Origin of the sequence: Nitrosococcus halophilus Nc 4, assembly GCF_000024725.1 — a bacterium.
GTDB classification, from domain to species: domain Bacteria; phylum Pseudomonadota; class Gammaproteobacteria; order Nitrosococcales; family Nitrosococcaceae; genus Nitrosococcus; species Nitrosococcus halophilus.
On the sequence record NC_013960.1, the window covers coordinates 438848 to 461179 of the forward strand.

At 51.6% G+C, this 22332-nt stretch carries 21 protein-coding genes and 1 tRNA gene; 16 read left to right on the plus strand and 6 right to left on the minus strand.

All coding sequences use genetic code 11. The features are described 5' to 3' along the window. Positions 1 to 16: 16 nt before the first annotated feature. On the minus strand, positions 17 to 1240 hold the full coding sequence (locus NHAL_RS02080; RefSeq protein ID WP_013031487.1) for an IS256 family transposase: 1224 nt from the start codon (positions 1238 to 1240) through the stop codon (positions 17 to 19). Between the two features lie 106 nt (positions 1241 to 1346). Between NHAL_RS02080 and NHAL_RS02085 the strand changes: the two genes are divergently transcribed. From NHAL_RS02085 to NHAL_RS20100, 4 genes are read left to right on the plus strand one after another with little or no spacing between them, the layout of a single operon-like run. Beyond that, on the plus strand, positions 1347 to 1835 hold the full coding sequence (locus NHAL_RS02085; RefSeq protein WP_013031513.1) for a ZIP family metal transporter: 489 nt from the start codon (positions 1347 to 1349) through the stop codon (positions 1833 to 1835). Positions 1836 to 1866: 31 nt separating this feature from the next. Further along, positions 1867 to 2481, plus strand: a complete 615-nt coding sequence (locus NHAL_RS02090; RefSeq protein WP_041355331.1) for an IS607 family transposase — start codon at positions 1867 to 1869, stop codon at positions 2479 to 2481. Beyond that, complete coding sequence (locus tag NHAL_RS02095; RefSeq protein WP_013031515.1) at positions 2459 to 3613, plus strand: RNA-guided endonuclease InsQ/TnpB family protein; 1155 nt, start codon at positions 2459 to 2461, stop codon at positions 3611 to 3613. The genes NHAL_RS02090 and NHAL_RS02095 overlap by 23 nt, the downstream gene beginning before the upstream one ends. A gap of 46 nt (positions 3614 to 3659) precedes the next feature. Next, positions 3660 to 4391, plus strand: coding sequence for an MBL fold metallo-hydrolase (locus NHAL_RS20100; protein ID WP_083761432.1), 732 nt, complete (start codon positions 3660 to 3662; stop codon positions 4389 to 4391). Positions 4392 to 4483: 92 nt separating this feature from the next. On the opposite strand, the gene NHAL_RS02105 is transcribed toward NHAL_RS20100, so the two are convergent. Both NHAL_RS02105 and NHAL_RS19585 read right to left on the minus strand, forming a co-directional pair. Further along, on the minus strand, positions 4484 to 5116 hold the full coding sequence (locus NHAL_RS02105; RefSeq protein ID WP_013031517.1) for a class I SAM-dependent methyltransferase: 633 nt from the start codon (positions 5114 to 5116) through the stop codon (positions 4484 to 4486). Then, on the minus strand, positions 5094 to 5603 hold the full coding sequence (locus NHAL_RS19585; protein ID WP_049780569.1) for an MBL fold metallo-hydrolase: 510 nt from the start codon (positions 5601 to 5603) through the stop codon (positions 5094 to 5096). Before NHAL_RS19585 ends, NHAL_RS02105 begins: the two co-directional genes overlap by 23 nt. Before the next feature lie 318 nt (positions 5604 to 5921). Between NHAL_RS19585 and NHAL_RS02120 the strand changes: the two genes are divergently transcribed. Continuing rightward, entirely contained in the window at positions 5922 to 6101 is a 180-nt protein-coding gene (locus NHAL_RS02120) for a hypothetical protein (protein ID WP_157862467.1), read from the plus strand. Positions 6102 to 6480: 379 nt separating this feature from the next. On the opposite strand, the gene NHAL_RS02125 is transcribed toward NHAL_RS02120, so the two are convergent. After that, positions 6481 to 6567 (minus strand) — tRNA-Leu (locus NHAL_RS02125). Between the two features lie 80 nt (positions 6568 to 6647). On the opposite strand from NHAL_RS02125, the gene rnr reads away from it, so the two are divergent. Next, complete coding sequence (gene rnr / locus NHAL_RS02130) at positions 6648 to 8819, plus strand: ribonuclease R (protein WP_013031519.1); 2172 nt, start codon at positions 6648 to 6650, stop codon at positions 8817 to 8819. Positions 8820 to 8986: 167 nt separating this feature from the next. On the opposite strand, the gene NHAL_RS02135 is transcribed toward rnr, so the two are convergent. Both NHAL_RS02135 and asd read right to left on the minus strand, forming a co-directional pair. Next, positions 8987 to 10570 (minus strand): multicopper oxidase family protein, encoded by a 1584-nt coding sequence (locus NHAL_RS02135; RefSeq protein ID WP_013031520.1) that lies wholly within the window; start codon positions 10568 to 10570, stop codon positions 8987 to 8989. Positions 10571 to 10744: 174 nt separating this feature from the next. Further along, positions 10745 to 11665, minus strand: a complete 921-nt coding sequence (gene asd / locus NHAL_RS02140; protein WP_013031521.1) for an archaetidylserine decarboxylase — start codon at positions 11663 to 11665, stop codon at positions 10745 to 10747. A gap of 235 nt (positions 11666 to 11900) precedes the next feature. Here asd and gspE point away from each other — a divergent pair, with 235 nt between their 5' ends. The 10 genes from gspE (at position 11901) to NHAL_RS02190 (ending at position 22199) form a co-directional block, all read left to right on the plus strand. Further along, positions 11901 to 13643, plus strand: a complete 1743-nt coding sequence (gspE, locus tag NHAL_RS02145; protein WP_013031522.1) for a type II secretion system ATPase GspE — start codon at positions 11901 to 11903, stop codon at positions 13641 to 13643. Between the two features lie 2 nt (positions 13644 to 13645). Next, positions 13646 to 14878 (plus strand): type II secretion system F family protein, encoded by a 1233-nt coding sequence (locus tag NHAL_RS02150; RefSeq protein ID WP_013031523.1) that lies wholly within the window; start codon positions 13646 to 13648, stop codon positions 14876 to 14878. Between the two features lie 15 nt (positions 14879 to 14893). Further along, positions 14894 to 15328 carry a type II secretion system major pseudopilin GspG gene (gene gspG / locus NHAL_RS02155; RefSeq protein ID WP_013031524.1) on the plus strand — a complete coding sequence of 145 codons (435 nt, stop codon included), beginning with the start codon at positions 14894 to 14896 and terminating at the stop codon, positions 15326 to 15328. Between the two features lie 75 nt (positions 15329 to 15403). Next, positions 15404 to 15907 carry a GspH/FimT family pseudopilin gene (locus tag NHAL_RS02160; protein WP_049780700.1) on the plus strand — a complete coding sequence of 168 codons (504 nt, stop codon included), beginning with the start codon at positions 15404 to 15406 and terminating at the stop codon, positions 15905 to 15907. Then, entirely contained in the window at positions 15900 to 16343 is a 444-nt protein-coding gene (locus tag NHAL_RS02165; RefSeq protein WP_013031526.1) for a type IV pilus modification PilV family protein, read from the plus strand. Before NHAL_RS02160 ends, NHAL_RS02165 begins: the two co-directional genes overlap by 8 nt. 112 nt (positions 16344 to 16455) lie before the next feature. Next, complete coding sequence (locus tag NHAL_RS02170) at positions 16456 to 17673, plus strand: hypothetical protein (protein ID WP_013031527.1); 1218 nt, start codon at positions 16456 to 16458, stop codon at positions 17671 to 17673. A 55-nt stretch (positions 17674 to 17728) separates the two neighbouring features. Next, the gene (locus tag NHAL_RS02175) at positions 17729 to 18898 is read left to right on the plus strand and encodes a glycosyltransferase (protein ID WP_013031528.1); all 1170 of its coding nucleotides are present in this window, start codon (positions 17729 to 17731) and stop codon (positions 18896 to 18898) included. A gap of 934 nt (positions 18899 to 19832) precedes the next feature. Further along, positions 19833 to 20303 carry an SRPBCC family protein gene (locus NHAL_RS02180; RefSeq protein ID WP_013031529.1) on the plus strand — a complete coding sequence of 157 codons (471 nt, stop codon included), beginning with the start codon at positions 19833 to 19835 and terminating at the stop codon, positions 20301 to 20303. A 608-nt stretch (positions 20304 to 20911) separates the two neighbouring features. Further along, positions 20912 to 21370 carry a hypothetical protein gene (locus tag NHAL_RS02185; RefSeq protein ID WP_013031530.1) on the plus strand — a complete coding sequence of 153 codons (459 nt, stop codon included), beginning with the start codon at positions 20912 to 20914 and terminating at the stop codon, positions 21368 to 21370. A 46-nt stretch (positions 21371 to 21416) separates the two neighbouring features. Next, a complete protein-coding gene (locus NHAL_RS02190; protein WP_013031531.1) occupies positions 21417 to 22199 on the plus strand; it encodes a hypothetical protein in 783 nt (260 codons plus the stop codon). Positions 22200 to 22332 lie beyond the last annotated feature (133 nt).

A 22332-nucleotide genomic window follows, 5' to 3' on the forward strand; every position in this document is an offset into this window, starting at 1 on the left:
TTTGTGTAACTAATTTTCACTTGGGCATCCGCTCAGCGAAGAGGATGACGAATTGATTGAGGGCGGCCTTCCAGTCCCGAATGGGTTGAGTCCATTTTTTGGTGATATTGTTCAGGGCCAGATAGAGCACCTTGAAAATGGCTTCATCCGTGGGAAAAGCGCCCCGGTTTTTCAAGACTTTTCGTAGTGAATAGTTCAAGGATTCGATGGCGTTGGTGGTATAAATGGCTCGCCGGATCTGGGGTGGGTAATCAAAGAAGACCGTCAGCCGTGACCAATCGGCCCGCCAGCTGGGGCTGATGGCCGGATATGTCTCATCCCAACGCGCTGAGAAGCGCTCTAGGGCCTGTTCGGCCTCGGCCAGGGTCGCGGCGCCATAGATGGCCCGCAGGTCGGCCGCCACGGCCCGGCGCTGTTTCCAGGGGACATACTTCAGCGAGCCGCGCACCTTGTGCACGATGCACAGCTGAACCTGGGCCTGTGGAAACACCGCCTCGATGGCCTCAGGCAGGCCCTTGAGCCCGTCCACGCAGGCAATAAAGCAATCCTCGACCCCCCGGTTTTTCAGCTCATTGAATACCGACAGCCAGAATTTAGCCCCTTCGTTTTCACTCATCCACATCCCTAACAGCTCTTTCTCTCCCTCTAGATTGACCCCCAGGGCTAAGTACACTGCTTTCGTTTTCACCATGCCCTCCTGGCGTGATTTCACAAACAAGGCATCAAAATATAGGATGGGATAGACGGCCGATAGGGGCCGGCTTTGCCAGGCCCGCACCTCCTCCAACACCGCATCGGTCACCTGGGAAATCAGCGCCGGGGAGACCTCCACCCCATAGAGCTCTTCCAGCTGCGCCTCAATCTCTCGGGTCGAGAGCCCCCGGGCATACAGCGCTAGCACCTTCTCATCAAAGCCCTCCAGCCGACGCTGACGTTTCTTGACCAATTGCGGCTCAAAATTCCCATTGCGGTCCCGTGGCACCTCGATTTCCAATTGCCCCGCCTCGCTCTGAACCCGCTTCTTGCTCTTGCCGTTGCGGCTGTTGCCACTGCCCCGACCTTCCTGAGCATGGGGCGCGTACCCTAGGTGCTCAGTCAGCTCAGCCTCCAAAACCCGCTCCACCAAGCGCTTGCTCAGCTGCTTCAATAACCCATGCTCGCCCAGAACCTCTTTCGGGCTATTGCACTCCTTCAGAAGTTCATCCAGCAACTCATCGGTCTTTTTTTCAATACTGGTCATCAGTGCTTTCTCCTTGTTGTTAATTACAGATCACCAGTTACACAGTTATTTGTACACCCCCGTATAGCCGGGCATTAGATTGCGTGGAGCGTTCCCCCGTTTAACAATGCCCGCTGAGCTCCCATACATCACCTATATCGCCGTTCTCCTGCTAGCCTCCCTCTCCGTATTAACCACGCTGCTGGGTGTTGCACTGGCGATCTATATTGGCAGGAATGAGCGGGCAATCGCCGTAGGAATAGGGTTCTCAGCCGGCATCATGCTGTTGGTGTCCTTCCTCGAGCTGATGCCGGAGGCGATAGGCGAAGCAGGCACAGGTACGGCCTCCAGGGCCTTTATGCTGGGTATGCTGATTGTAGCGGTATTGCATTGGGTGATCCCGCACACTCATCTGGTAGAAGAGCGGGGTGCGTATCCCAAGGCGTTGCTCAAGACCGCCTACCTGGTGGCCTTCGGCCTTATCCTGCACGATGTGCCCGAGGGATTCGCTATGGCTAACGCCTATATTGCCTCACCCTCACTGGGGGTGTTGGTGGCCTTGGCGATCGCGATTCATAACACCCCCGTGGAGAAGGGGTATTTAACTGAGCGTTGAAATTTATTATAATCTCTTCTAATATATGAAAATGCAAAAGAGATTAGTGAAAATTGGCGAGGCAGCAAAGCTCTTAGGCACTACCCCGGATACCCTCAGAAAATGGGAGGCATCCGGGGAGCTGTTACCGGCCAGAAAAACCAAAGGCGGAACCCGTTATTACGCTGTAGCAGATTTGCTAGGGCTGGCAGATGAGAGCAGCCCAACAGTTTGCTATGCTCGTGTCAGCAGCCATGATCAAAAGGAGGAGCTTGAGCGTCAGCACGCCATGCTAGAGGCTTACTGCGCGGCCAAGGGATGGAAGGCTGAAGTCATTAAAGATCTCGGCTCAGGGATGAATGACCGAAAAAAAGGATTGAATAGGCTGCTTGAGCTTATTCTACGGGGAAAGATGCGGCGGCTAGTGATTACTCACAAAGACCGGCTATTAAGGTTTGGCGCAGAGTTAGTTTTTACCCTCTGCGAAATTCAAGGCATTGAGATTGTGATTATCCATAAAGGTGAGCAGCCTAGTTTTGAGGAAGAGCTCGCCCAAGATGTTTTGGAGATCATCACGGTATTTTCAGCCCGGCTGTATGGAAGCCGAAGCAGAAAACACCAGCAGACGGTAGAGGCGCTAAAAAATGTTGCTGGCGCACAAGATTGAATTAAGACCCACCCTTGAGCAAGCCGCTTACTTAGATAAGGCGCGTGGCTCAAGGCGACACTGTTATAACAAGCTGCTGGAGCACTTCTTCAAGCCTGAGAATAATTGGAGCAAGGCGGCGGCTTATCAGCACTACATTAAGGTTATTCGGCCTGAGTTCCCCTGGTATAACGAAGTCTCAAGCCGGGTGACGCGTAACGCCATTGATGATCTGGACAATGCTTTTAAGCACTTTTTTAGGCGGGTGAAGAAGGGAGAGAAGCCTGGTTTTCCAAAGTTCAAGAAAAAGGATATTAACGATAGTTTCGCCCTACGTGAGCGGACTAAATTTGAGGTCAGGGGCCGCAAGCTGAGAATCGAAAAGCTGAGCACTCTTATCCCAATGCGCCAGCGGTTGCGCTTTGAGGGAACGCCTAAGCAAGTGACTATCAGCAAGCGAGCGGGCAAATACTTCGCCTCTATCTTGGTGGACACGGAAGACTACAAAGACTATAGTCAAAAGAGAGCGCCTTCTGTGGGCGTTGATTTCGGTGTTAAATCACTGGCCGTGACCTCGGACGGTCAAGTTTTCCCAGCCAATAACAAATTAAAGAGGAGTCTTAAGAAGCTCAAGCGATTGAGTAAAAACCTATCCAGGAAGCAGAAAGGCAGCCACCGTCGAGCGATAGCCAAACAGCGGTTAGCGAAGTTGCACTACCGGATAGCCAAACAAAGGAGCGCCGTGCTCCATGAGCTGAGCCATCAACTCACGGCAAGCTATGACCGGATTGCCCTAGAAGATCTCAACGTCAAAGGCATGGTTAAAAACCGCAAACTTGCCCGGTCAATAGTGGATGCAGGATTTGCTATGTTGCGGCAGTTTATCGAATACAAAGCCTATCTTCGTGGCTGCACGGTTGAACGGGTGGATAGGTTTTTTCCCTCCAGCAAGATGTGCTCAGGTTGCGGTCAACTCCATGACATCACGCTAGCGGATAGAGCGTTGGCGTGTGATTGCGGATTGACCATAGACCGCGATCTCAATGCCGCGATCAATTTAAATCAGTATCGTCGGGACACGCTCAAGCCAGACGTTAAACGCACACAAGAGTCGAGTAAGACCGCGCTAGCGGCGTCGGTGTTGACGGTGTGAATAAGGCTAGGTTTTCAGAGATTATCCTAGACTTTTATGAGCGGTGTTGAACACTGCGACCGATGTAGTATTCAGCCATTTCCACGGTGATCACGTGCCTCTGGTAGACGCCAATCCCTATCAGCTCTCGGTTCGTGCGCTTCCACATTCTTTTCGCGAATTGCGTTGTTGGAGCAAATCCGGTAACGACCTCTCGGCCAACATGAGTAAACGCTTTCAGGATTTGGCGGATCTATTGGGGACGAACCTGCAGGTTGCGGAAGGGCGATCAGAAGGAGGCTTGTCATTTTCCCGATCCGTGCCCCACGGTGCGCCAGGCAGCAAGATGGGTACCTTGATGATGGCCCGGATTAAGGTGGGGACCCGTGTATTCGTGCATGCCTCCGACATCCAACTATTGGATGATCCGACCGTAGATCAGGTGATTAACTGGTGGCCAGATATCGTGTTGGCCGCCGGGCCGCCTCTCTATCTCGATCGATTAACCAACGCCGAGCGTGAGCGCGCTTGGGAAAAGGCGGTACGTTTGGCGCAAAACATCGAGGTTGTCATCCTTGACCATCACTTGATGCGCAGTGAGGACGGGGCCATCTGGTTGGATACGCTTTCCACAACCCTAGGTAAGAAGGTCTATTGCGCTGCAGATTACATGGGGCAACCGAGGCGGTTGCTAGAGGCCGAAAGGGTGCAATTGTATGCACAAATGCCTGTTCCAGAAGGCTGGCATGAGGCGTATGCGGAAGGTAGGGCGAATCCCGACCAGTACCTTCTGGAGTAATAAATATGTGACGCCCCTATAGACAAGTGCGCCTGCTGACAGTGAGAGCAGGGTGCCAAAGTGATCCCCCGATGGTTTTCGGCCTGAATGCTTCAAGGCCGGTTTACTTTAACCGTGACAAAGGCCCCCTCACCATAACCGGCGCGCAAGGGTTCGATCTCCCGGGTCTCCTCTAACGTCTTCGACAAGGTCTGCACCCAAACAGGCTCACTGAAACCTGTATCGTGCAGTAGTTGTTCCACTTCGGCTGCCGAGAAGAAGGTTGCGTCACGATAGAACACATTCTCGGCCTGATGGGCCAGATAGTGTTGACCCAGTTCGCTGGTGCGATCGATAAAACCGATTACCAGCGCGCCGCTGGATTTCAAGACACGGTGCGCCTCCCGCAGCATCGCGCCGGCGTCATCGACGAAGCAGATGGTGGTGACACACAGCGCATAGTCAAAGCTGTGATCCGTAAAAGGCAGTGCTTCAGCAATACTCTGAACTACCGAAACGCCCCTCTTTGAGGCGTAAGCGAGCACTTCGTGTGTTGGGTCGATGCCTGTCTGTACGCCCAACGGAGCGGCGAAGCGTCCGGTGCCGACTCCGATGGACAGGCCCAGACCGCGCCAGGGTAGCAGGGTGCGGACGGCCAGTAACTCCGAGTGGTAGGCCGCAGCGTGACGCATAAACCATTCATCATAGCGCCGGTGATGAAGCTCAAAGGGCGTCGTTCTTGGCATGATTAGAGCATCTCCCGCAGGGTCGCAACAACGCGCACATTGTCTTCGGGCAGTGCAGTGGTGACCCGCATGAAACCTGTTGCTGGAATGATGCCGGGAACGATTGAGGCATATACACGGTGACATCAGGATTGCGTGCCAAAAAGGCGCCGAGTCCGCCGGTGTGATCGCCATGGCTATGGGAAAGCACGACAGCCTCAACTGCGTCGGCGCTGAGGCCGAGCTGTTGCATGTTCGAGAGTAAAATATTGCCATTGCCGCCCGTGTCAAACAGAACGGCCTTAGCCAAGCCCTCAATCAGACAGGAAAAACCCCAGCTGGTCTCCAAACCCGTCTTATAGGGCACGTTATTGAAAACGACATGGAGTCGAAGCTGATCCCGTTCGGCCTTTTCCGTAGCGCCCGAGGTAACAATGGTTGGCGTCACAAGTAATACCCATCCTGAAAGCAGGGTTAGCGCGATGCTTTTGTACGGGTACGCATACATGGCAAATATCGCCCCAGTCCGCTATGTTGTCTCGAACCCCATCAAAGACGTAACTATCTTGTGGGCAATTTTCGTGAAGATCTGTGCCGCCGGCGATGCCGGAGACGGAGGAATTTGTGTTATCTTTCTCACCATCGTTAACTCTAATTTTAGCCCAAGATAAGACACAATCCAGGATTGACACATGCAAGGACATCGCTTAACAAGGAGCCTCAAGAAGACAGCGCGGACATTTGCTAATCTATTGCCCATCATCATAGGCATGCTGTTATTGACTAGTCTGGCGGTCACCATATGCGAGAGTTGCGGGAGAAAGGCATGGACGCGTCGCTGGCCGCTGTTTTTCTCTACAGCCGTGCGGTTAAGCTCCCTCTGCTTCCGCTCATGATTTACTACTTTGGTACGGCCTATACTTTAGTGCTTTGTCTGTATTTACTTGGATTTTCCATTATGAGCGGTGTGTTGATGCGGAAACTTGAAGATCGCGAGATGAGTTAGACTATTCCGGACACATGAATTAATTGCCTAGCTTGGCAATACCGTTAAGCGCAGAAAGGCATGATCTCCCACAATGGAACTCGCCTGCGCATTCAGGAAGATATGGACGTATCACAATGTTCATGGCTTTAGAGTATGAATGGGGGATTATCGGCGCCTGGTTTCAGGGTGGGGAGCACTATTGCCTCACTGTCCATAAGCGAAGGCAAGCTTGATCTTGTTAAGAAGGCGGGGCTTGATCCCGGATCAGTATTTTCGGAGTCCCGGTCGACAGATGTAAACTATAAAAGATGGGATGGAAAAAAAATCAGATTGGGGGAAAAAGCTTTTAGAACAACCCCTTGCTTGGTCTAGGGTGGTCTGCTATGGTTTGTAAATCTGGTGCCGAGGAGAGGACTTGAACCTCCATGGGGTTTCCCCCACATGGACCTGAACCATGCGCGTCTACCAATTCCGCCACCTCGGCATAGACACAATTATAGCGGTGCCTAAGTATAGGCACCTTCGAGCAAACGCGAACTTTACCGAGCCTAAAATAACTTGTCAATGAGCAACTGGAGAAAGAAAGACCCCTATTTTGCCCGTGAGGCCCAGAAGTATGGGCAGCCTATCCCAAGCCGGGAATACATCATTCAATGTTTGGAACGGCAAGGCAGGCCCATGACCCGTAAGGAGCTCATAAAAAAGTTAGGGCTTGAGGGCGATGAGGAGACGCGGGAGGCTTTTCGCCGCCGTCTGCGCGCTATGGAGCGAGACGGTCAGCTGATGCGTAACCGCCGCCGGGCCTATGGGTTGGTCCATAAGATGGATCTAGTGCGGGGGCGGGTGATAGGCCACCGGGACGGTTACGGTTTTCTGGTGCCCGACGAGGGGGGAGAAGATCTTTATCTTTCCGCCCGGCAGATGCGCACTGTCCTGCATGGCGATCGTGCGGTCGCTCAGGTTATCGGGATCGACCGACGTGGACGCCGTGAAGGTGCCGTGGTGGAAGTGTTGGAGCGGAATAACCACCAGGTGGTGGGCCGTTTTATCGCTGAGGATAAATTTGGCTTTTTGATGCCCAGCAATCAGCGCATCAACCAAGATATTCTGATTCCTCCGGAGCATCAGAAGGGGGCCCAGGACACTCAAATTGTGGTTGCCGAGATCACTGAGCAACCCACGGCTAAACGCCAGCCCATGGGCAAAATTGTGGAAGTGCTTGGCGATCACATGGCGCCCGGGATGGAGGTGGATGTTGCCATCCAAACTTATGGTCTACTCCATGCCTGGCCCGAGGAAGTGCTGGCTGAGGCCCAAGCTTTTAAAGCCACGGTTCCGAAGAAGGCTAAGGCGGAGCGTTTGGATTTGCGGGATCTGCCCCTAGTGACCATTGACGGTGAGGATGCCCAGGACTTTGATGATGCCGTTTATGCGGAGCGGGACGGTCAGGGTTGGCGCTTGTGGGTGGCGATTGCCGATGTCTCCTCCTATGTCCGGCCTTCTTCTGCCCTTGAGGCCGAGGCCGAGGAGCGGGGCAACTCGGTTTATTTCCCCAACCGGGTGATCCCCATGTTGCCTGAAGTGTTGTCCAATGGGTTGTGTTCCCTCAACCCTGAAGTGGATCGTCTGTGTTTGGTCTGTGAAATGGCGATCGGTCCACGGGGGGGGTTAAAGGGTTTTCGCTTTCATTCTGGAGTGATGCGATCGGCGGCCCGGTTAACCTATAACCAGGTTGCGGCCATGCTGTTGGACGGTGATGAGAGGCTGCGTAAGCGCTATAACGCCGTGCTCCCAGGGCTTGAAACCATGTATGCCCTTTATCAGGCATTGCGCAAAGCCCGGACCCGGCGCGGGGCCATAGACTTTGAAATGGGCGAAACCCAAATCGTTTTTGATAAGACCCAAAAGATTAAGGATATTCGGCCTTTGGTGCGCAATGATGCCCATCGGCTGATTGAAGAGTTTATGATCTTGGCCAATGTTGCCGCAGCCCGCTTCCTGACTAAGCATAAGGTTCCCACGCTTTTTCGTGTCCACGAACCGCCAGAAGAAGATAGATTGGCCGATTTACACAGCTTTCTCGCTGAGTTGGGATTGGCGGTGGGGGGCGGGGACTCCTCCCCGGCCCCTAAAGATTTTGCTCGCTTCTTGCTGTCCATTGAGGATCGTCCAGATGCCCACCTTATCCAGACCGTGGTCCTGCGCAGTTTTAAGCAAGCCATTTATAGCCCTGAAAATAATGGGCATTTTGGGTTGGCCTTAGATGCCTATACCCACTTCACCTCTCCCATACGGCGCTATCCTGATTTGCTGGTGCACCGGGCTATTCGCCACGTGCTGGAGCAAAAATCCCCGAAAATGTTCCTCTATACCAAGGATGAGATGACCAATCTGGGGGAGCATTGTTCCATGAGTGAGCGCCGCGCCGATGATGCGACCCGTGATGCCGTGGACTGGCTTAAGTGCGAATATATGATGGACAAAGTGGGAGAGTCCTTTGACGGTCTGATCACCGGGGTTACTGCCTTTGGCCTATTTGTGGAGCTTAGCAATATTTATGTTGAAGGACTGGTCCATGTCACCGCCCTTGGCAACGATTATTTCCATTTCGATCCTGTGGGCCGCCGCCTCCTGGGAGAGCGCACCCGCAAGGTTTACCGTTTGGCCGATAAAGTCCAGGTCACTGTCGTCCGGGTCGATCTGGATGAGAAAAAGATCGATCTGGAATTGGCTTAGTCTGGATTTTTCACCACCAAGACACCAAGGACACAAAGGGGAAGAGGTCTTAGTCAGCCAAGAAAGATTGATGGAGCTGCGCGTTGCTAATAAAGCCGACTATCTTGATATATTCAAGTTTTTTTGTGTTCTTCGTGCCTTTGTGGTGATCTCGTGAATTATTGGAGTTAGGCCCGTACTTGGAAATTGCGCATCATGTCCAAGTCTTCATGCTCCGTGTTATGGCAGTGGTATAAGAACAGCCCTTCATAGTCCTCAAAGGGCTTCAACAGGGTCACTTTTTCTCCCGGCATGACCAGGACCGTATCCCGCCACCCGCTGCTGATGAACCCCTCGCTGAGGGTGGCATAATCTTGCTGGAACCCCGGTAATACTTCCCGTTTTACGATTTGAAAAGGTTGTCCATGAATATGCATGGGATGGGCCATCATCATTCCGCGGGCCCGTCGGTCTCGATTGACAAACTCCATAAGCTGCAAGGAATTAAGTTTGAACACTTCCTCGTCGGCGACGGCGGTCATACGGAAGGAACGGCCATTGAGACGGGGTGAATGGGGCCGCATGGAGAGCCGGATGGTTCGGGGGTGGTCGGGATTCTCCGCCTCTTGTATCTGATGGCTCCGAATAGTGGACAGGCGCTCTGGCAATTTCTGATTTACCTCTTCTTTGCGTACTATCCGGACCTTCATGATGGAGAAGCCGGCGCCATTGGGTAAGGCACTGCTGCCATGGCCATGCCTTCCCCTGCCGTGACCTCTTCCCATGCCACCGCCCATGCGGGGCGTGGCCCCCGAGAAGGGAAGACTTTGCAGCTTTATTTCGGAGCCTACCTTGCGTCCGCTGAAATCCACCCAGAGTTCGACGCGCTCGGCGGGGGCGAGGGTCACATAGGGATAGCGCTCCGGTTTTTCCAACAGCCCTCCATCGCTGGCGATGACGGTCATAGGGGTGCCATCGCTCCAAGCGAGTTTGTAGATTCGAGAATTGGAGCCGTTGAGTATCCGCAGTCGGTAGGCGCGAGTGGCTACCGGGAGTTCAAAATCGGGAAAGCCGTTGACCAGAATCTGATCACCGAGGAAGCCCGTCATCCGATCGTGCATCCCGTGAACATAATGGAGCTCATTCCGGTTGCCGAACTGGCGGTCCTGGATAACCAGGGGAATTTCGTAGTCGCCACCGGGCAGGTTGAGGGCGCGTTCCTCCTCATCGCTGACCAGCAGCAAGCCGGCGAGGCCAAAGTAAACCCGGTGTCCGGTGACTCGATGGGTATGGGAGTGATACCAGTAAGTGCCGGCGCGGTTGAGAACCTGGAAATCGTAGCTATAAGTCTGTCCTGAGTCGATGGCATAATGGGGATGGCCATCGGATTTTTCTGGAACATGGAGGCCATGTTGATGGACGACACAGGGACCGGGAACATTGTTGTGGAAGTGAATGCGAACCTTTTGCCCTTTCCGAAGGCGCAGAATCGGCCCTAGATAGCTACCAGGAATTTCTTCCACCGTTCCCTCAGGGCCATTCAGCAATTTTGCCGAGAATTTCCACACTTCCGTCGGCGGACCCGATAAGATGGGGATTTCCGTGACCTGGGCAGTCATCCCGATTTCTACATCGGGGTTTGAGAACAGGTAGGCATTGTTTTTCGGACTGGCTTCCGCCCATAGCCAATTTGGGGCCAGGGCCATGGTCGCAGTCCCGATTCCTGCATATTGTAAGAATTTCCGCCGCTTAATATCGATGAAAGAATTCATTGGTGTCTCCGAGGGGCCAAATGGCTGTTCCTTGGCTAAGTATAAATTAAAGAATAAGTACCCCAGCGAAAGTTTGAGGGTTGATTTTCCTGGCCTCTAATTCCAGCCGGTATATTCCTCCTTCGTGCGCACAGCGCACGCTACTTGTCGGCTCGTAGGGCTGTTTTTCGCTTCTTAGGCACTGGCCCGCTGTCTTTCTGCATCTACCTGGACGGTAGTGGTGAGTTGGCCTAGGGTTTGTCCCATAAGTATCCGCGATTCCGGTTGCAAGCTGGACTGCCAATGGATCACCCCAGGAGGTAAGATTAAGATGACGGTAGAGCCCATGTTAAAGCGCCCCATTTCTTGACCTTTTTCCAGGGGGAGGGCTTTTTCTCCCTCGTAAAGCCAGTGGCAGGGCTGGTGCCGGTAAGGCGGGGTGATTTGGCCGGCCCATACGGTTTCGATACTGCCGACAAAAATGGCGCCAACCAACACCATAGCCAGAGGACCTGCTTCGGTTTCAAAGATACTGACCACCCGTTCGTTACGGGCAAAGAGGTTTGGAATGCCGTTGACGGTTTTAGGGCTGACCGAAAATAATCGGCCTGGCAAGTAGACCATTTCCCGTAAGCAACCTGACAAGGGCATATGGATGCGATGGTAATCCTTGGGGGAAAGATAAAGCGTTGCAAATTGGCCGTCTTGGAAGGGGGCGGCCCGGGTTTCGGAACCTCCGAGTAGGTCTACCAGGCTGTAACTCCAGCCTTTGGCTTGGATCAAGCGGTTACCGGTGAGGGGGCCGAGTTGACTGATACGTCCGTCCACCGGAGAAACGACTGCATCCGCTGGGCCTGCTATGGGCCGTGTGCCTTCGCCCAAGGCGCGAGTGAAGAAAGCATTGAAATTGGGATAATCTTTGGGGGAGGAGGATTCTGCCTCTTCCAGGTTGACCCCAAAAATTCGAGCAAATAGGCGGATTTGGAGGCCCGTTAGCCAGGCAATCCGGTGCCGGGTCAGGCGATACATTAACCGGGACAGGGTATGTTGAGGCAGTAAGTATTGATAGAGGCTGAGAAGCCAGTCTCTGAGTCGGTGTTGGGCAGCACTCGCCATAAATTTAATCCTTAGTCATTACCATAATGGCCGTTTTAATGAATCAGCATTATGGCACTGGGAAGAAAACCTTGGCCAGTTGGAGCAGTCTGAGAAATATAGACAGGGGATGGCAAATGGTAGAATTGAATTTTTAATCGGGTATTTTTTGGCTATTTCTCGTCGAAGTAATAAGAGACAATAATATCTTGCCGTTATTTGGCGTGGTGACAAGCAAGGGACAGACTGTAATTTGATGGTGCAACAACTTGAAAAGACGGTTCCCATTACGCCTACTTCTGGAGAGGAGGCGGTTCCCCAGAGTTTTGAGGAGGAGCTGGGTCAATATTTAATTGACCGGAGCAAACTGCGCGCAGCTGAATTTCGCCATGCTCGCCGTTTGGCGGCGGAGGAAGGTGTGCGGCTTTCCGTCATGTTGATAAGACTAGGGCTGGTCTCTGAACGGGACATGGCAGAGGCCTTCTCCGCATTGCTTGATCTGCCCCTGTTGGCAACCAACGATTATGATAGCGGAGGGCTAAATGGCCAGGTTTCATTGCGCTTCCTCAAAGAATCCCGGGCGGTGCCGGTGTTAGAGGAAGAGGACGCAGTGGTGGTAGCAATGGCCGATCCTAGCGATCGTTATGTCCAGGAGGCCATTGCCCTCGCCTACGGCAAACCCATAAGCCTGCGGGTTGGTTTACCCTCGGAGATCGAAGCGGCCCTTGAACGTCAGGCAGGAGGTAAATCGGCGATGGGGCAGATCGTCGAGCATCTCGGGGCAGACGAGGAGGCGGAGACGGATGTCCAACATCTGAAGGATATGGCCAGCGAGGCCCCGGTCGTACGCCTCGTGAATTTACTGATCCAGCGAGCGGTGGAATCCCGGGCTTCCGATATCCATATCGAGCCTTTTGAGAACAGTCTTCGAGTCCGCTACCGGATTGATGGGGTGTTGCGAGATGTGGAGGCTCCCCCGGCGCGCTCTACGGCAGCCGTGATTTCCCGCTTTAAGATTATGGCTAAGCTCAATATTGCTGAGCGGCGATTGCCTCAGGATGGACGAATCCAGCTTCGTATCCAAGGGCGGGAATTGGATTTGCGGGTTTCCACGGTGCCGACCCTCTATGGCGAAAGTGTAGTACTGCGGCTGCTAGATAAGGGGAGTGTGGTGCTCGATTTTGATTCCTTGGGTTTCCAAGGCAGCACCTTAGAGCGGTTTCTCCGGGTATTAGAGATGCCCCATGGGATTATTATCGTGACCGGTCCCACCGGCAGTGGTAAAAGTACTACCCTTTACACGGCCCTACATAAGCTCAATACCCCGGATCGAAAGATTGTGACCGTGGAAGACCCGGTGGAATATCAGCTTGAAGGGATTAATCAAATTCAGGTGAAGCCTCAGATTGGCCTCACTTTTGCCGGTGCCTTGCGGTCTATCGTGCGCCAGGACCCGGATGTCATCATGATCGGTGAAATGCGGGATCGGGAAACCGCTGGCATCGCCGTTCAATCGGCCCTGACGGGCCATTTGGTCCTTTCTACCCTCCATACCAATGATGCCGCAGGCGGGGTTACCCGGTTATTGGATATGGGCGTGGAAGATTATCTTCTGACCTCCACCGTTAATGGTATTTTGGCGCAACGCCTGGTTCGTACCCTCTGTAAGCATTGCGCCGAGCCTTACGAGGCTATGCCCGAGATAATAGAGGAGCTGGAATTGCACCGTTTTAGCGAGGAGAAGCCGGTAATGTTGTATCGCCCCGTTGGCTGTGAACACTGTAACGGCATTGGTTATCATGGCCGGGCTGCGATTATGGAGTTTTTGGTCATGAGTGACCCTATTCGTCGTCTCGTGCTCCAGCATGCCGATGCGGGAAATATCCAGGACCAGGCCCAGAAAGAAGGCATGCGGATTATGTATGAAGATGGTCTTCTCAAGGCGCTATCCGGCCTCACCACCATTGAAGAGGTGATCCGAGTCAGTCAGGAGTCCTGATCATGGCCGCTTTCCATTACAAGGCAACGACTTCGAGCGGGGAAATCCTGGAAGGGGAGCGTCGGGCTGATCACGAAGCGAATGTGGTCGAGTGGCTGCATTCTCAGGGCTATATCCCCATTCGCATTGAAGAGGCCGCCGCTGGGGGGCGAGGTCGATCCCGTCAGCGGGTTGGTAAAGGCTTATTTGGGGGTAAGAAAACGGTCCGCCAAAACGATGTGGCTGTGGTGACGGGAGAATTAGCCACCTTGCTTCGTGCCGGCTTGCCCCTGGATAGGGCCTTTAGTACTTTGATAGAGATTGCGGAGGAGGGGCCCGTTAGAGAAATTTTGACCCGCCTTCAGGAGCAAGTGCGGGGAGGAGCTTCCCTGGCGGAAGCCATGGAATCCCAGGGGGAGACCTTTTCTCCTCTCTATATCAGCATGATCCGGGCAGGCGAGGCAGGCGGGGCCTTGGATGTGATCCTGGGGCGGCTGGCCGATTTTATGGAACGTTCCAAGGCGTTGAAAAACGCCGTTACCTCGGCCCTCATCTATCCCGCCATTTTGGTGGGGGTTGCCGGGCTCTCCGTAATTATCTTGTTGGCCTTTGTGGTTCCCCAGTTCCAACAGTTATTTGAAGATGCCGGTAAAGCCTTGCCCCTGGCAACCCAGATAGTGATTGCGGCAGGGGATCTTCTCCAGAATTATTGGTGGGCGCTTTTACTGGGTTTTTTGGCTGTCCTATTGTTGCTTCGCTATCAGCTCCAGGTTCCGGAATACCGCTATCGATGGGACGGTTGGCTGCTGCGGTTGCCACTGGCCGGCGATTTGATCGCCAAGCTGGAGATGGCGCGGCTTTCCCGTACCCTGAGTACCTTGCTGCTTAATGGGGTGCCTTTGTTGTCGGCACTGGCAATCATCAAAGATACTTTGGGCAATCGGGTGATGGCAGAGGCCCTCAATGAAGTGGCTGACGAGCTACGCCAGGGGCATGGAATGGCGGATCCTTTGCTGGAGACGGGCCTGTTTCCAAAAATGGCGGTGCAAATGATCAAGGTGGGTGAAGAAACCGGTCAGTTGGAAGATATGCTAGGTCAAGTGGCTGAAACTTATGATGTCGAAGTGGAGTCCACTATCAAGCGCCTATTGGCCTTATTGGAGCCGGTCCTGATCCTGAGCCTGGGGGTGATTATTGCCGGGATTATTATGTCCATATTGGTCGCTATTTTGAGTGTGAATGAATTGGCCTTTTAAAACGAGGAGATTTTGATGCAACGAAAGAGATTAAGGCATGCGGGTAGTTTCGGTTTTACTCTCATTGAATTACTTGTCGTACTTGTCATCTTGGGGTTGTTGGCAGGGTTAATTGGTCCCCAGGTGATGAAGTATTTAGGCAGTGCCAAGACTGACTCGGCCCGTCTCCAGATTGAAGATCTGGCCGCTACGCTTGATCTCTACCGCCTGGAAGTTGGGCGCTATCCTTCCACCGAGGAAGGGCTCCAAGCCCTGGTGGAAGCACCTCCGGGGGCCAACCGTTGGAATGGTCCCTATTTAAAGAAAAGCCAGGTGCCGGCAGATCCTTGGGGGTATGACTATCATTATCGTTCACCCGGCGAACACGGTGCTTTCGATATCTATTCCCTGGGTGCTGACAATGCCGAAGGGGGGGAAGGCGAAAATCAAGATATTGTGAGCTGGAAATAAAAGCAAGTCGCTGAGTTTCTGGTAGGGAGGGAGAGAGCCGTTATGGGTAGTGTGGGCGAGGCATACCAATGGGCCATGACTAGATATTCTCCCTCCCCCTCCCGGCAGGGGCGGCCCCCATTATCGGCAGTTCCTCGGTTTAAGCCCCAAAGCGCGTTTACTCTGATTGAGTTGCTGGTCGTTTTGGCGCTCGTGGCGGTGCTGATGACCTTAGTGCCTCCTTTTTTGCAAGGAGGCGTTTCCGGTGCTGAGCTGAAGGGGACCGCTCGAAAACTGGCGGCAGCATTAAAATATGTCCGCAGCCAAGCGATTACTCAACATCGGGAAGCCGTCTTGATACTGGATTTGGAACGCCGGCGTTTTATGATTACGGGTAGAAAGCGCCACTATCCCATTCCGGACAATATGGAGATTTCCCTTGTCACTGCCCGCTCGGAGTTGGAAACCGAGCGCATTGGTAAAATCCGGTTCTTTCCTGATGGCACTTCCACCGGTGGACGCATTACCCTGGCCCAGGGCGAGAGTCAATATGGGGTTGATGTCAATTGGCTGACCGGTCAGGTGGTCATCCTTGATTAAACGCGACCGCGGTTTTTCCTTGTTGGAAGTGTTGGTGGCCTTTGCTATTTTGGGCATTTCACTGGGGGTGTTGCTCCAGATTTTTTCCACTGGCATGCGGACGACGACCTTATCGGAAGAATATACCCGCGCCACCTCCTTAGCCGAGTCCAAGCTTGCCACCATTGGGGTAGAAACGCCTTATTTAGAGGGGATTGAAGAAGGACAATTCGATGAGAAATATGCCTGGCGCACGACCATCCTTCCCTATGAAGAACCCGAGGAAGAACGAGAAAAAAGACTCGGTGAAGGTTTTGATGATGCGGTAAATTTACCCGCGTTACCTTACACGGTCAAAGTGGAGGTATTTTGGGAAACGGGAGGTAAGGAGCGCCGGGTTGTTCTTGAGACTTTACGTTTGGGATCCCTGTCACAATCGCAATCCCAACTACAATAGAAAGCATGTGGTTGAGGAGATAGGGTCAGGAAAGCATGATGATTTTATCAGACACCCCCACCCGGCGCGCGGTGCGCTCCGGCCTCCCCCGTCGAGGGGGAGGCCATGGATTTTGGCTGGCTTTTTTTCACTGAGTACGGCTCCTGCCATGTCCTTCTGGCGCCGACTGCTCATCGCACTGGGATTAATGACCCTCAGTGGGGCTTTACTTATTAGTGGCTTTCTCGCCTATCATCACAAAGATTTTGCGCCGCCTGAGGTTCAGCCCAAAGTTTGGCAAGGCCATAGCCTGCAACTGATGGCAGGGGAAGGGGCTAGGGTAGAGGAGGGATTAGAGGTCCGAGCTCTTTCTGCCAGCGGCCAAGCCATCATCTCTTCGGGCAAGATTGCCCTTGCGACAGAAAAATACCCTTTTCTCCAATATCAAGTGCAGGGAAGCCATCCAGAGATGGATCCTGTTTTTTTCTGGCGTAGGGTCGCAGAACGGGGGAAGGTGATCTCTTTGCCCTTGCGTTGGAAGGGGGAAGGGCATGCCATGATGAGACTTGGCAATCATCCGGGGTGGCAGGGAACCATTGTGGAATTTGGTGTGGCCTTTCGCAAGATGCCCTCTGAATCGGTGGTGATCAAAGAATTCGCCTTTAAACCCCTTTCAGCAGTCTCATTGCTGGCTATGGTCTGGTTTGAGTGGACCACCTTCGAGGGCTGGAGCCAACGTTCCATTAACTTCATCGAAAGTGGGCCTGCTAATGTCTTGGTTCCACCGACTTTAGCGGCAGCGGCTTGGGTGGGCCTTAGCCTATTTTGCTATGGCCTTTGGGGATTTTTTCGAGGCCGGCATTGGGACTGGCCTGTGGTGGGCATTGTCTTTTTACTCGGATGGATGGTGATGGATCTTCGCTGGCAAGCAGGCCTTTGGCAGCAGTTGCAACAAACCTATGACCGCTATGGCGGCAAGGGATGGGAGGAAAAACATCTGGCCGCCGAAGATGGTTTTCTCTTTAAATTCATCACCGAGATCAAGACCCACTTGCCGTCCCTTCCCCAGCGTGTTTTTTTGGTGACGGCAAAGTCTTTGGCGGAAGATCACTATACCCGGCTTCGGGTGCGTTATCATCTGTTGCCCTACAATGTCCATGACTATGGCACCGGTTTACCTAGACAGGACCATGCCCAAGCCGGTGATTACCTATTAATACTCGGCGCCACGCCTGAATTTACCTTCGATCCAGAGCGGCAACTTCTTCGAGGGCGGGAGGGCAAAAGGAAGGGGTTGGCGGCAAAAAAGATTTATGCCGCTTCCATGGGCGCCCTGTATCAATTGTTGTAGGCGTGGCATTTCGGGTACCTGCGACTCTTCCCACCTAGATTAAAGTGCTTTTGACATGTTGCGTGTTTTGCATATTGGAAAATTTTTTCCGCCTTTCGCAGGCGGTATGGAGTATTTTCTCCAGGATCTATTACCCGCCTTGCAAAGGCAAGACATTGAGGTGGCGGCATTAGTCCATGATCATCTCTCGCCGTGCCAACAGCGTTTTTCAAATCATTCCTCCCCTGTCCAATGGCCCTTTCCTGTTTATCGCGCCCCCTGCCATGGCCGTCTCCTTTACGCCCCGGTAAGCCCCCAGTTCCCTTTCTGGTTACGAAGGACCATCCGGCAATTCAAACCGGACTACTTACACTTGCACCTCCCCAATACTTCCGCTTTTTGGGCCATGGTGGTGCCGGCGGCCCGGCGAATTCCCTGGATAGTGCATTGGCATGCCGATGTGGTCGCCTCCCGCCACGACCGGCTCCTTGCCCTCGCTTATCCTGTCTACCGTCCCTTTGAACAAAGCCTCTTGGGAGGCGCTTCGGCTATCATCGCCACCTCGCCTCCTTATCTTGACAGCAGCTTGGCGCTAGGGTCTTGGCGCGACAAGTGCCATGTCATTCCCCTTGGCCTCGACCCAGCCCGGTTGCCGGAACCCACTGAGGCCGAGCAAGCGGCCGCTTATCATCTCTGGGGAGACAAGGGGCGCTTGCGAGTACTGACGATTGGTCGTTTGACCTATTACAAAGGACATGAGGTGTTGCTGCATGCCATTAAAGCCTTGCCAGAAGCCCGTTTGTTGATTATTGGCACCGGCGAGGGTGAAGCAAAGCTGCGGTCTCTAATTGCCCATCTCGCATTGGAAGAACGAGTTACCTTGCAAGGTAGTTGTACGGAGGCCCAACGTAATGGGCTATTAGCGACCTGCGATGTCTTTTGTTTGCCTTCCATCGAACGGACCGAAGCCTTTGGGGTGGTGCTGCTAGAAGCGATGCGGTTTGGGAAGCCGGTGGTGGCCAGCAAAATTGAGGGTTCGGGAGTCGGCTGGGTAGTCGCTGATGAGGAAACGGGAAAACTATGCACACCTCAAGACTCAGCTAGCTTGGCCCAAGCCCTGGGAGATTTATTGTACGCTTCCGAAAAACGGGAATCTTTGGGTAAGGCGGGCGAGCAACGCTTTCGTAAATATTTTCAAATCGAACGTATTGGGGAAAAAGCGGCGGAGCTGTATCGCTGTGTATAGAGCACCATAAGATAACTGAATTAAGGGTCAGTGAATTAAGGGTCAGGTCTTGTAGTGCATATACGAGCTATAGCAGGATTTAAAACTAGTAGCTAAGTTAAGCTCGACTTTATCCATATATGTGGCATAACAAAGCGTGTCGGTCAGGCGTTCGAAAAGAGAGCGGGAAATTTTTATCATTTCGGGGTGAGAAGGCGACATTGTCATTCTGGCTGCCCGGGTCGGCGCATAGAGCGCGGCATCTAGATGCAATCGCGTCATACAATAAATCGGTCGGGAGTATTTACGAGCCGGGCCAGAAAATCAAAAGCTGCAAATCCGGGTAAGGAGATGACAGTTTAATTACCCTTGGGTTTATCCTCAATCATCCTCAAAAATGGATAAAGTCGAGAACCATGTAAAATATTCCCATTGACTATGGTTACTTCTTCACAACCTTTATCTGAGTGTTTTTGCTATGTTAGTACTTAAGGTGAGTGGGATATGTTTCTAGTGTAAGGGTCTAGCTACAACTATTTTTTAGTGAAATTTTAAGCAGGAAATTCTGCTCGCTTTGTATAAACAGTAGTGCTATTTGCTAAATCTATTTATGGGCACCTCTAAAAATTGCTTTTTTAAAATTTTGATGCTCATTAAATCAATCACTTATAATAAAAAAGCCTCCGGGTTTTTGAATTTTTAGAGGTGCCCTTATGTTAAAGGGCGTTGCAGCCTATTTAGCCCTCTGATGGCCCAGGGAAGGGCTGTTTTTTTTACCAGAGAATTTTCTAGTATTACCATTGGCACTGCTAATTAGTTTTTTGATTATTTAGATAATAGTCTCATATTGAATATCTATCCAGGCCTGCTAAGGTGGCATATGATGCTATCCGGGGCCGAATTTGAATATAAGAAACTAAATTAACGCCATCACACAGCGAAGTGGAGGCCTAGCATGGTGAGTGCCCAATCAAGCATCGTGATAGTTCGACCCGTCGATGATGTGTTCCAATTCATATCGGTGAATTTTTTCCAGAATTATCCTAAATGGTCCCCTGAAGTCGTAGAGCTAGAGAAGCTTTCTGACGGACCGGTGAAAGTAGATACCCTGGGAAGGCAAATCAGGAATGATCAGGGGCGCCGCACCGAGTCTAGGTTTCGCGTCACCCAATTTGAACCTAATCGGTGTTTTTCCTGTGAGGGCACTGCCCAGACCCCTTTTCGGGTGATTTACAATTTTGAATCTTTCGATCAAGCGACAAAGGTTAAGTTTACCTTCGAATTATTAAGGGTTGATTTTTTTATGCGGCCATTTGAAAAGCTTATTGAGGCGGCTATCCGGGGAGGAGCAGACAGAGTGATGCATAACCTAAAAGGACTACTCGAAGAAGAAGCAACGGAGCCCTCAGGTTCTGCCAAGCGTTAATGCGAGGTGTCCTGGCAATCGTGGACACTCTTGTTTCAAACAATCCACTGTTTCAACGAAAAAATTCTACATCCAGTATCCTGCTGCTTCCTTCCGGGTTATTCGATGTTAATTAAATAAATAGCCTCATATTAAATACCTATCTAACGCCCAATCCACATAAAGACTTCGCCTTTTCAATCCTAGGAAAAAGCCCCGTTCCCTCACAAGGACTAATTTTGTTCTTACTTTCATACCGTGTGAGCTAGAGGGGTATCGCGAGCTTCCATGTTTCTTCAAAGCTAATGGCAGAGAAAATAATGAGCCCTTTGTAGTGTTTCTTTTTTAAAGACTCTTTGGTTTTTTTGTTTCCTAAAAACCAACAACTATGACCTCGGCAATAAAAACGGAATCCTTGAACGACAGGAATTTTATTTATATTTAATTAAAAAAATCAAATACTTATAATGTTTAAAGAAGTTTAATAATTAAACTGGCACGAAGCCTGCTCATCATCAGATGTGCCATGAAATAATCCCTGAAGATTGTACATGGATAGACCTGCAAACGGCACATTTTGCAGAGTCAAGAGCTCAATGATATTTAATTTTGATAAAAGGAGAAGAGAGATGAAATCAACTACTTTGATCACACTTGCGGCCCTTGGATCTTTTGCCTTCTATGGTAATGCATATGCTGAAAATGGGCATGCCTATAACGGTAGCTTCTGTGATAACTACTATGGTAGCCAGGTTGGTAATTTCAATCATCAACATAATGGGATTAAAAATAATACCAATTCCGGGCGTTATGTTTCCTGTCCCGTTATCGTAGATGAAATCGCTAAAACTACGGGCACTACTCGGGTATGGCTGTACTACTCAGGTAGCGGCAAGATTAGTTGCTCGATGTTTAGCAAAAATGGCAATGGGACAACACGTCAGTCTAAAATGGGTAGCCGCACAAATAGCGGTTGGTTCTCAATTCCAGCAATTACCAGCGACAACTATTGGGGTAGCTATTCGATGTATTGCTACCTCCCGCCCAAAGGTATTTTAAAGACCATTTGGGTAGGTGAAAAAAGTTAGTTGGTTCGCAACTTCATTAATATTGCTGATATAAAGGAGAATCTTCATGAAAGCATCCCACCTCCTGATTGTTACTGGTAGTCTTGCCGCATTATCTCTAAGTTTCTATGTTACTAAGTTCAGTCATATAGAGGATGTAGCGTTACCTTCAAATGATACGCTGCCTTCAACGGATATAGCAAAATCTAGCTACCAAGCTAATGATTATGGAGGTGGGATTGCTCCCACCTTAGCAGCCTTGAAAGAAGAAGTTTCCTTACTGAAGGCAGAATTCAGCACCTTGAAAAAATCAAGCATTGGCTCGAGTGGTCTGAAAAAGGAATTTTTTAGACTCAAGGAAGAGGTTGCAGCCCTGCACCAGAAGGTTGGAAATACTTCTGCCATGAGCGAATACTATAATAATACAGAAGATGTAGCAGATTCTCCTGGAGAGATGGCGCTTACGGAGCAGGATATTGTGGCTGCTACTCAGCGACAAGCCTATGAAGACCACAAACAGATGGAGGTTATAGATAGTGTTTTTCTGTCAGAGAATATTGATTATCAATGGTCGGCACAGACAAGCGACCTTATCGCTCAAAATTTAGAGAATAGTGAACAGATAAAGACTGACTTAGAAAGTTTGGAATGCCGAGCAACTTTATGTCGGGTTGAAGTCAATCATCATGACGCCTCAATCGCTGAGGAATTTGAACTCCAGTTTCCTCTACAGGTGGGTGAGGCACTTCCTCAGATTAATTATCTTTATGAGCCGCAGGACGATGGGAGCGTAAGTGTAGTGATGTACTTAGCTCGAGATGGCTACGATCTCCCCCAGGTCATCCAGTAGCCTTGGATATCCATCCAAAGTTTTGGCCCCCATAGTTGTGCATCAGTGAGCTTGTGTATAGGGCAGTGGTAGAACCTAAATATCTGCCACTGCCCTGCTCGGCTTTTAGCCGTTTAGGGGGATGCGCAGAGAA

What these genes read in the sequence shown, in the direction of transcription:
- NHAL_RS02090 (WP_041355331.1), top strand. Translation starts at nt 1,867, where the DNA reads ATGCAAAAGAGATTAGTGAAAATTGGCGAGGCAGCAAAGCTCTTAGGC.
- NHAL_RS02150 (WP_013031523.1), top strand. Translation starts at nt 13,646, where the DNA reads ATGGCCGCTTTCCATTACAAGGCAACGACTTCGAGCGGGGAAATCCTG.
- gspG (WP_013031524.1), top strand. Translation starts at nt 14,894, where the DNA reads ATGCAACGAAAGAGATTAAGGCATGCGGGTAGTTTCGGTTTTACTCTC.
- NHAL_RS02095 (WP_013031515.1), top strand. Translation starts at nt 2,459, where the DNA reads ATGTTGCTGGCGCACAAGATTGAATTAAGACCCACCCTTGAGCAAGCC.
- NHAL_RS02105 (WP_013031517.1), bottom strand. Translation starts at nt 5,116, where the DNA reads ATGCCAAGAACGACGCCCTTTGAGCTTCATCACCGGCGCTATGATGAA.
- NHAL_RS02120 (WP_157862467.1), top strand. Translation starts at nt 5,922, where the DNA reads ATGGACGCGTCGCTGGCCGCTGTTTTTCTCTACAGCCGTGCGGTTAAG.
- NHAL_RS19585 (WP_049780569.1), bottom strand. Translation starts at nt 5,603, where the DNA reads ATGTATGCGTACCCGTACAAAAGCATCGCGCTAACCCTGCTTTCAGGA.
- gspE (WP_013031522.1), top strand. Translation starts at nt 11,901, where the DNA reads ATGGTGCAACAACTTGAAAAGACGGTTCCCATTACGCCTACTTCTGGA.
- NHAL_RS02180 (WP_013031529.1), top strand. Translation starts at nt 19,833, where the DNA reads ATGGTGAGTGCCCAATCAAGCATCGTGATAGTTCGACCCGTCGATGAT.
- NHAL_RS02080 (WP_013031487.1), bottom strand. Translation starts at nt 1,240, where the DNA reads ATGACCAGTATTGAAAAAAAGACCGATGAGTTGCTGGATGAACTTCTG.
- asd (WP_013031521.1), bottom strand. Translation starts at nt 11,665, where the DNA reads ATGGCGAGTGCTGCCCAACACCGACTCAGAGACTGGCTTCTCAGCCTC.
- NHAL_RS02160 (WP_049780700.1), top strand. Translation starts at nt 15,404, where the DNA reads ATGACTAGATATTCTCCCTCCCCCTCCCGGCAGGGGCGGCCCCCATTA.
- NHAL_RS02190 (WP_013031531.1), top strand. Translation starts at nt 21,417, where the DNA reads ATGAAAGCATCCCACCTCCTGATTGTTACTGGTAGTCTTGCCGCATTA.
- NHAL_RS02185 (WP_013031530.1), top strand. Translation starts at nt 20,912, where the DNA reads ATGAAATCAACTACTTTGATCACACTTGCGGCCCTTGGATCTTTTGCC.
- NHAL_RS02175 (WP_013031528.1), top strand. Translation starts at nt 17,729, where the DNA reads ATGTTGCGTGTTTTGCATATTGGAAAATTTTTTCCGCCTTTCGCAGGC.
- NHAL_RS02085 (WP_013031513.1), top strand. Translation starts at nt 1,347, where the DNA reads ATGCCCGCTGAGCTCCCATACATCACCTATATCGCCGTTCTCCTGCTA.
- NHAL_RS02135 (WP_013031520.1), bottom strand. Translation starts at nt 10,570, where the DNA reads ATGAATTCTTTCATCGATATTAAGCGGCGGAAATTCTTACAATATGCA.
- rnr (WP_013031519.1), top strand. Translation starts at nt 6,648, where the DNA reads ATGAGCAACTGGAGAAAGAAAGACCCCTATTTTGCCCGTGAGGCCCAG.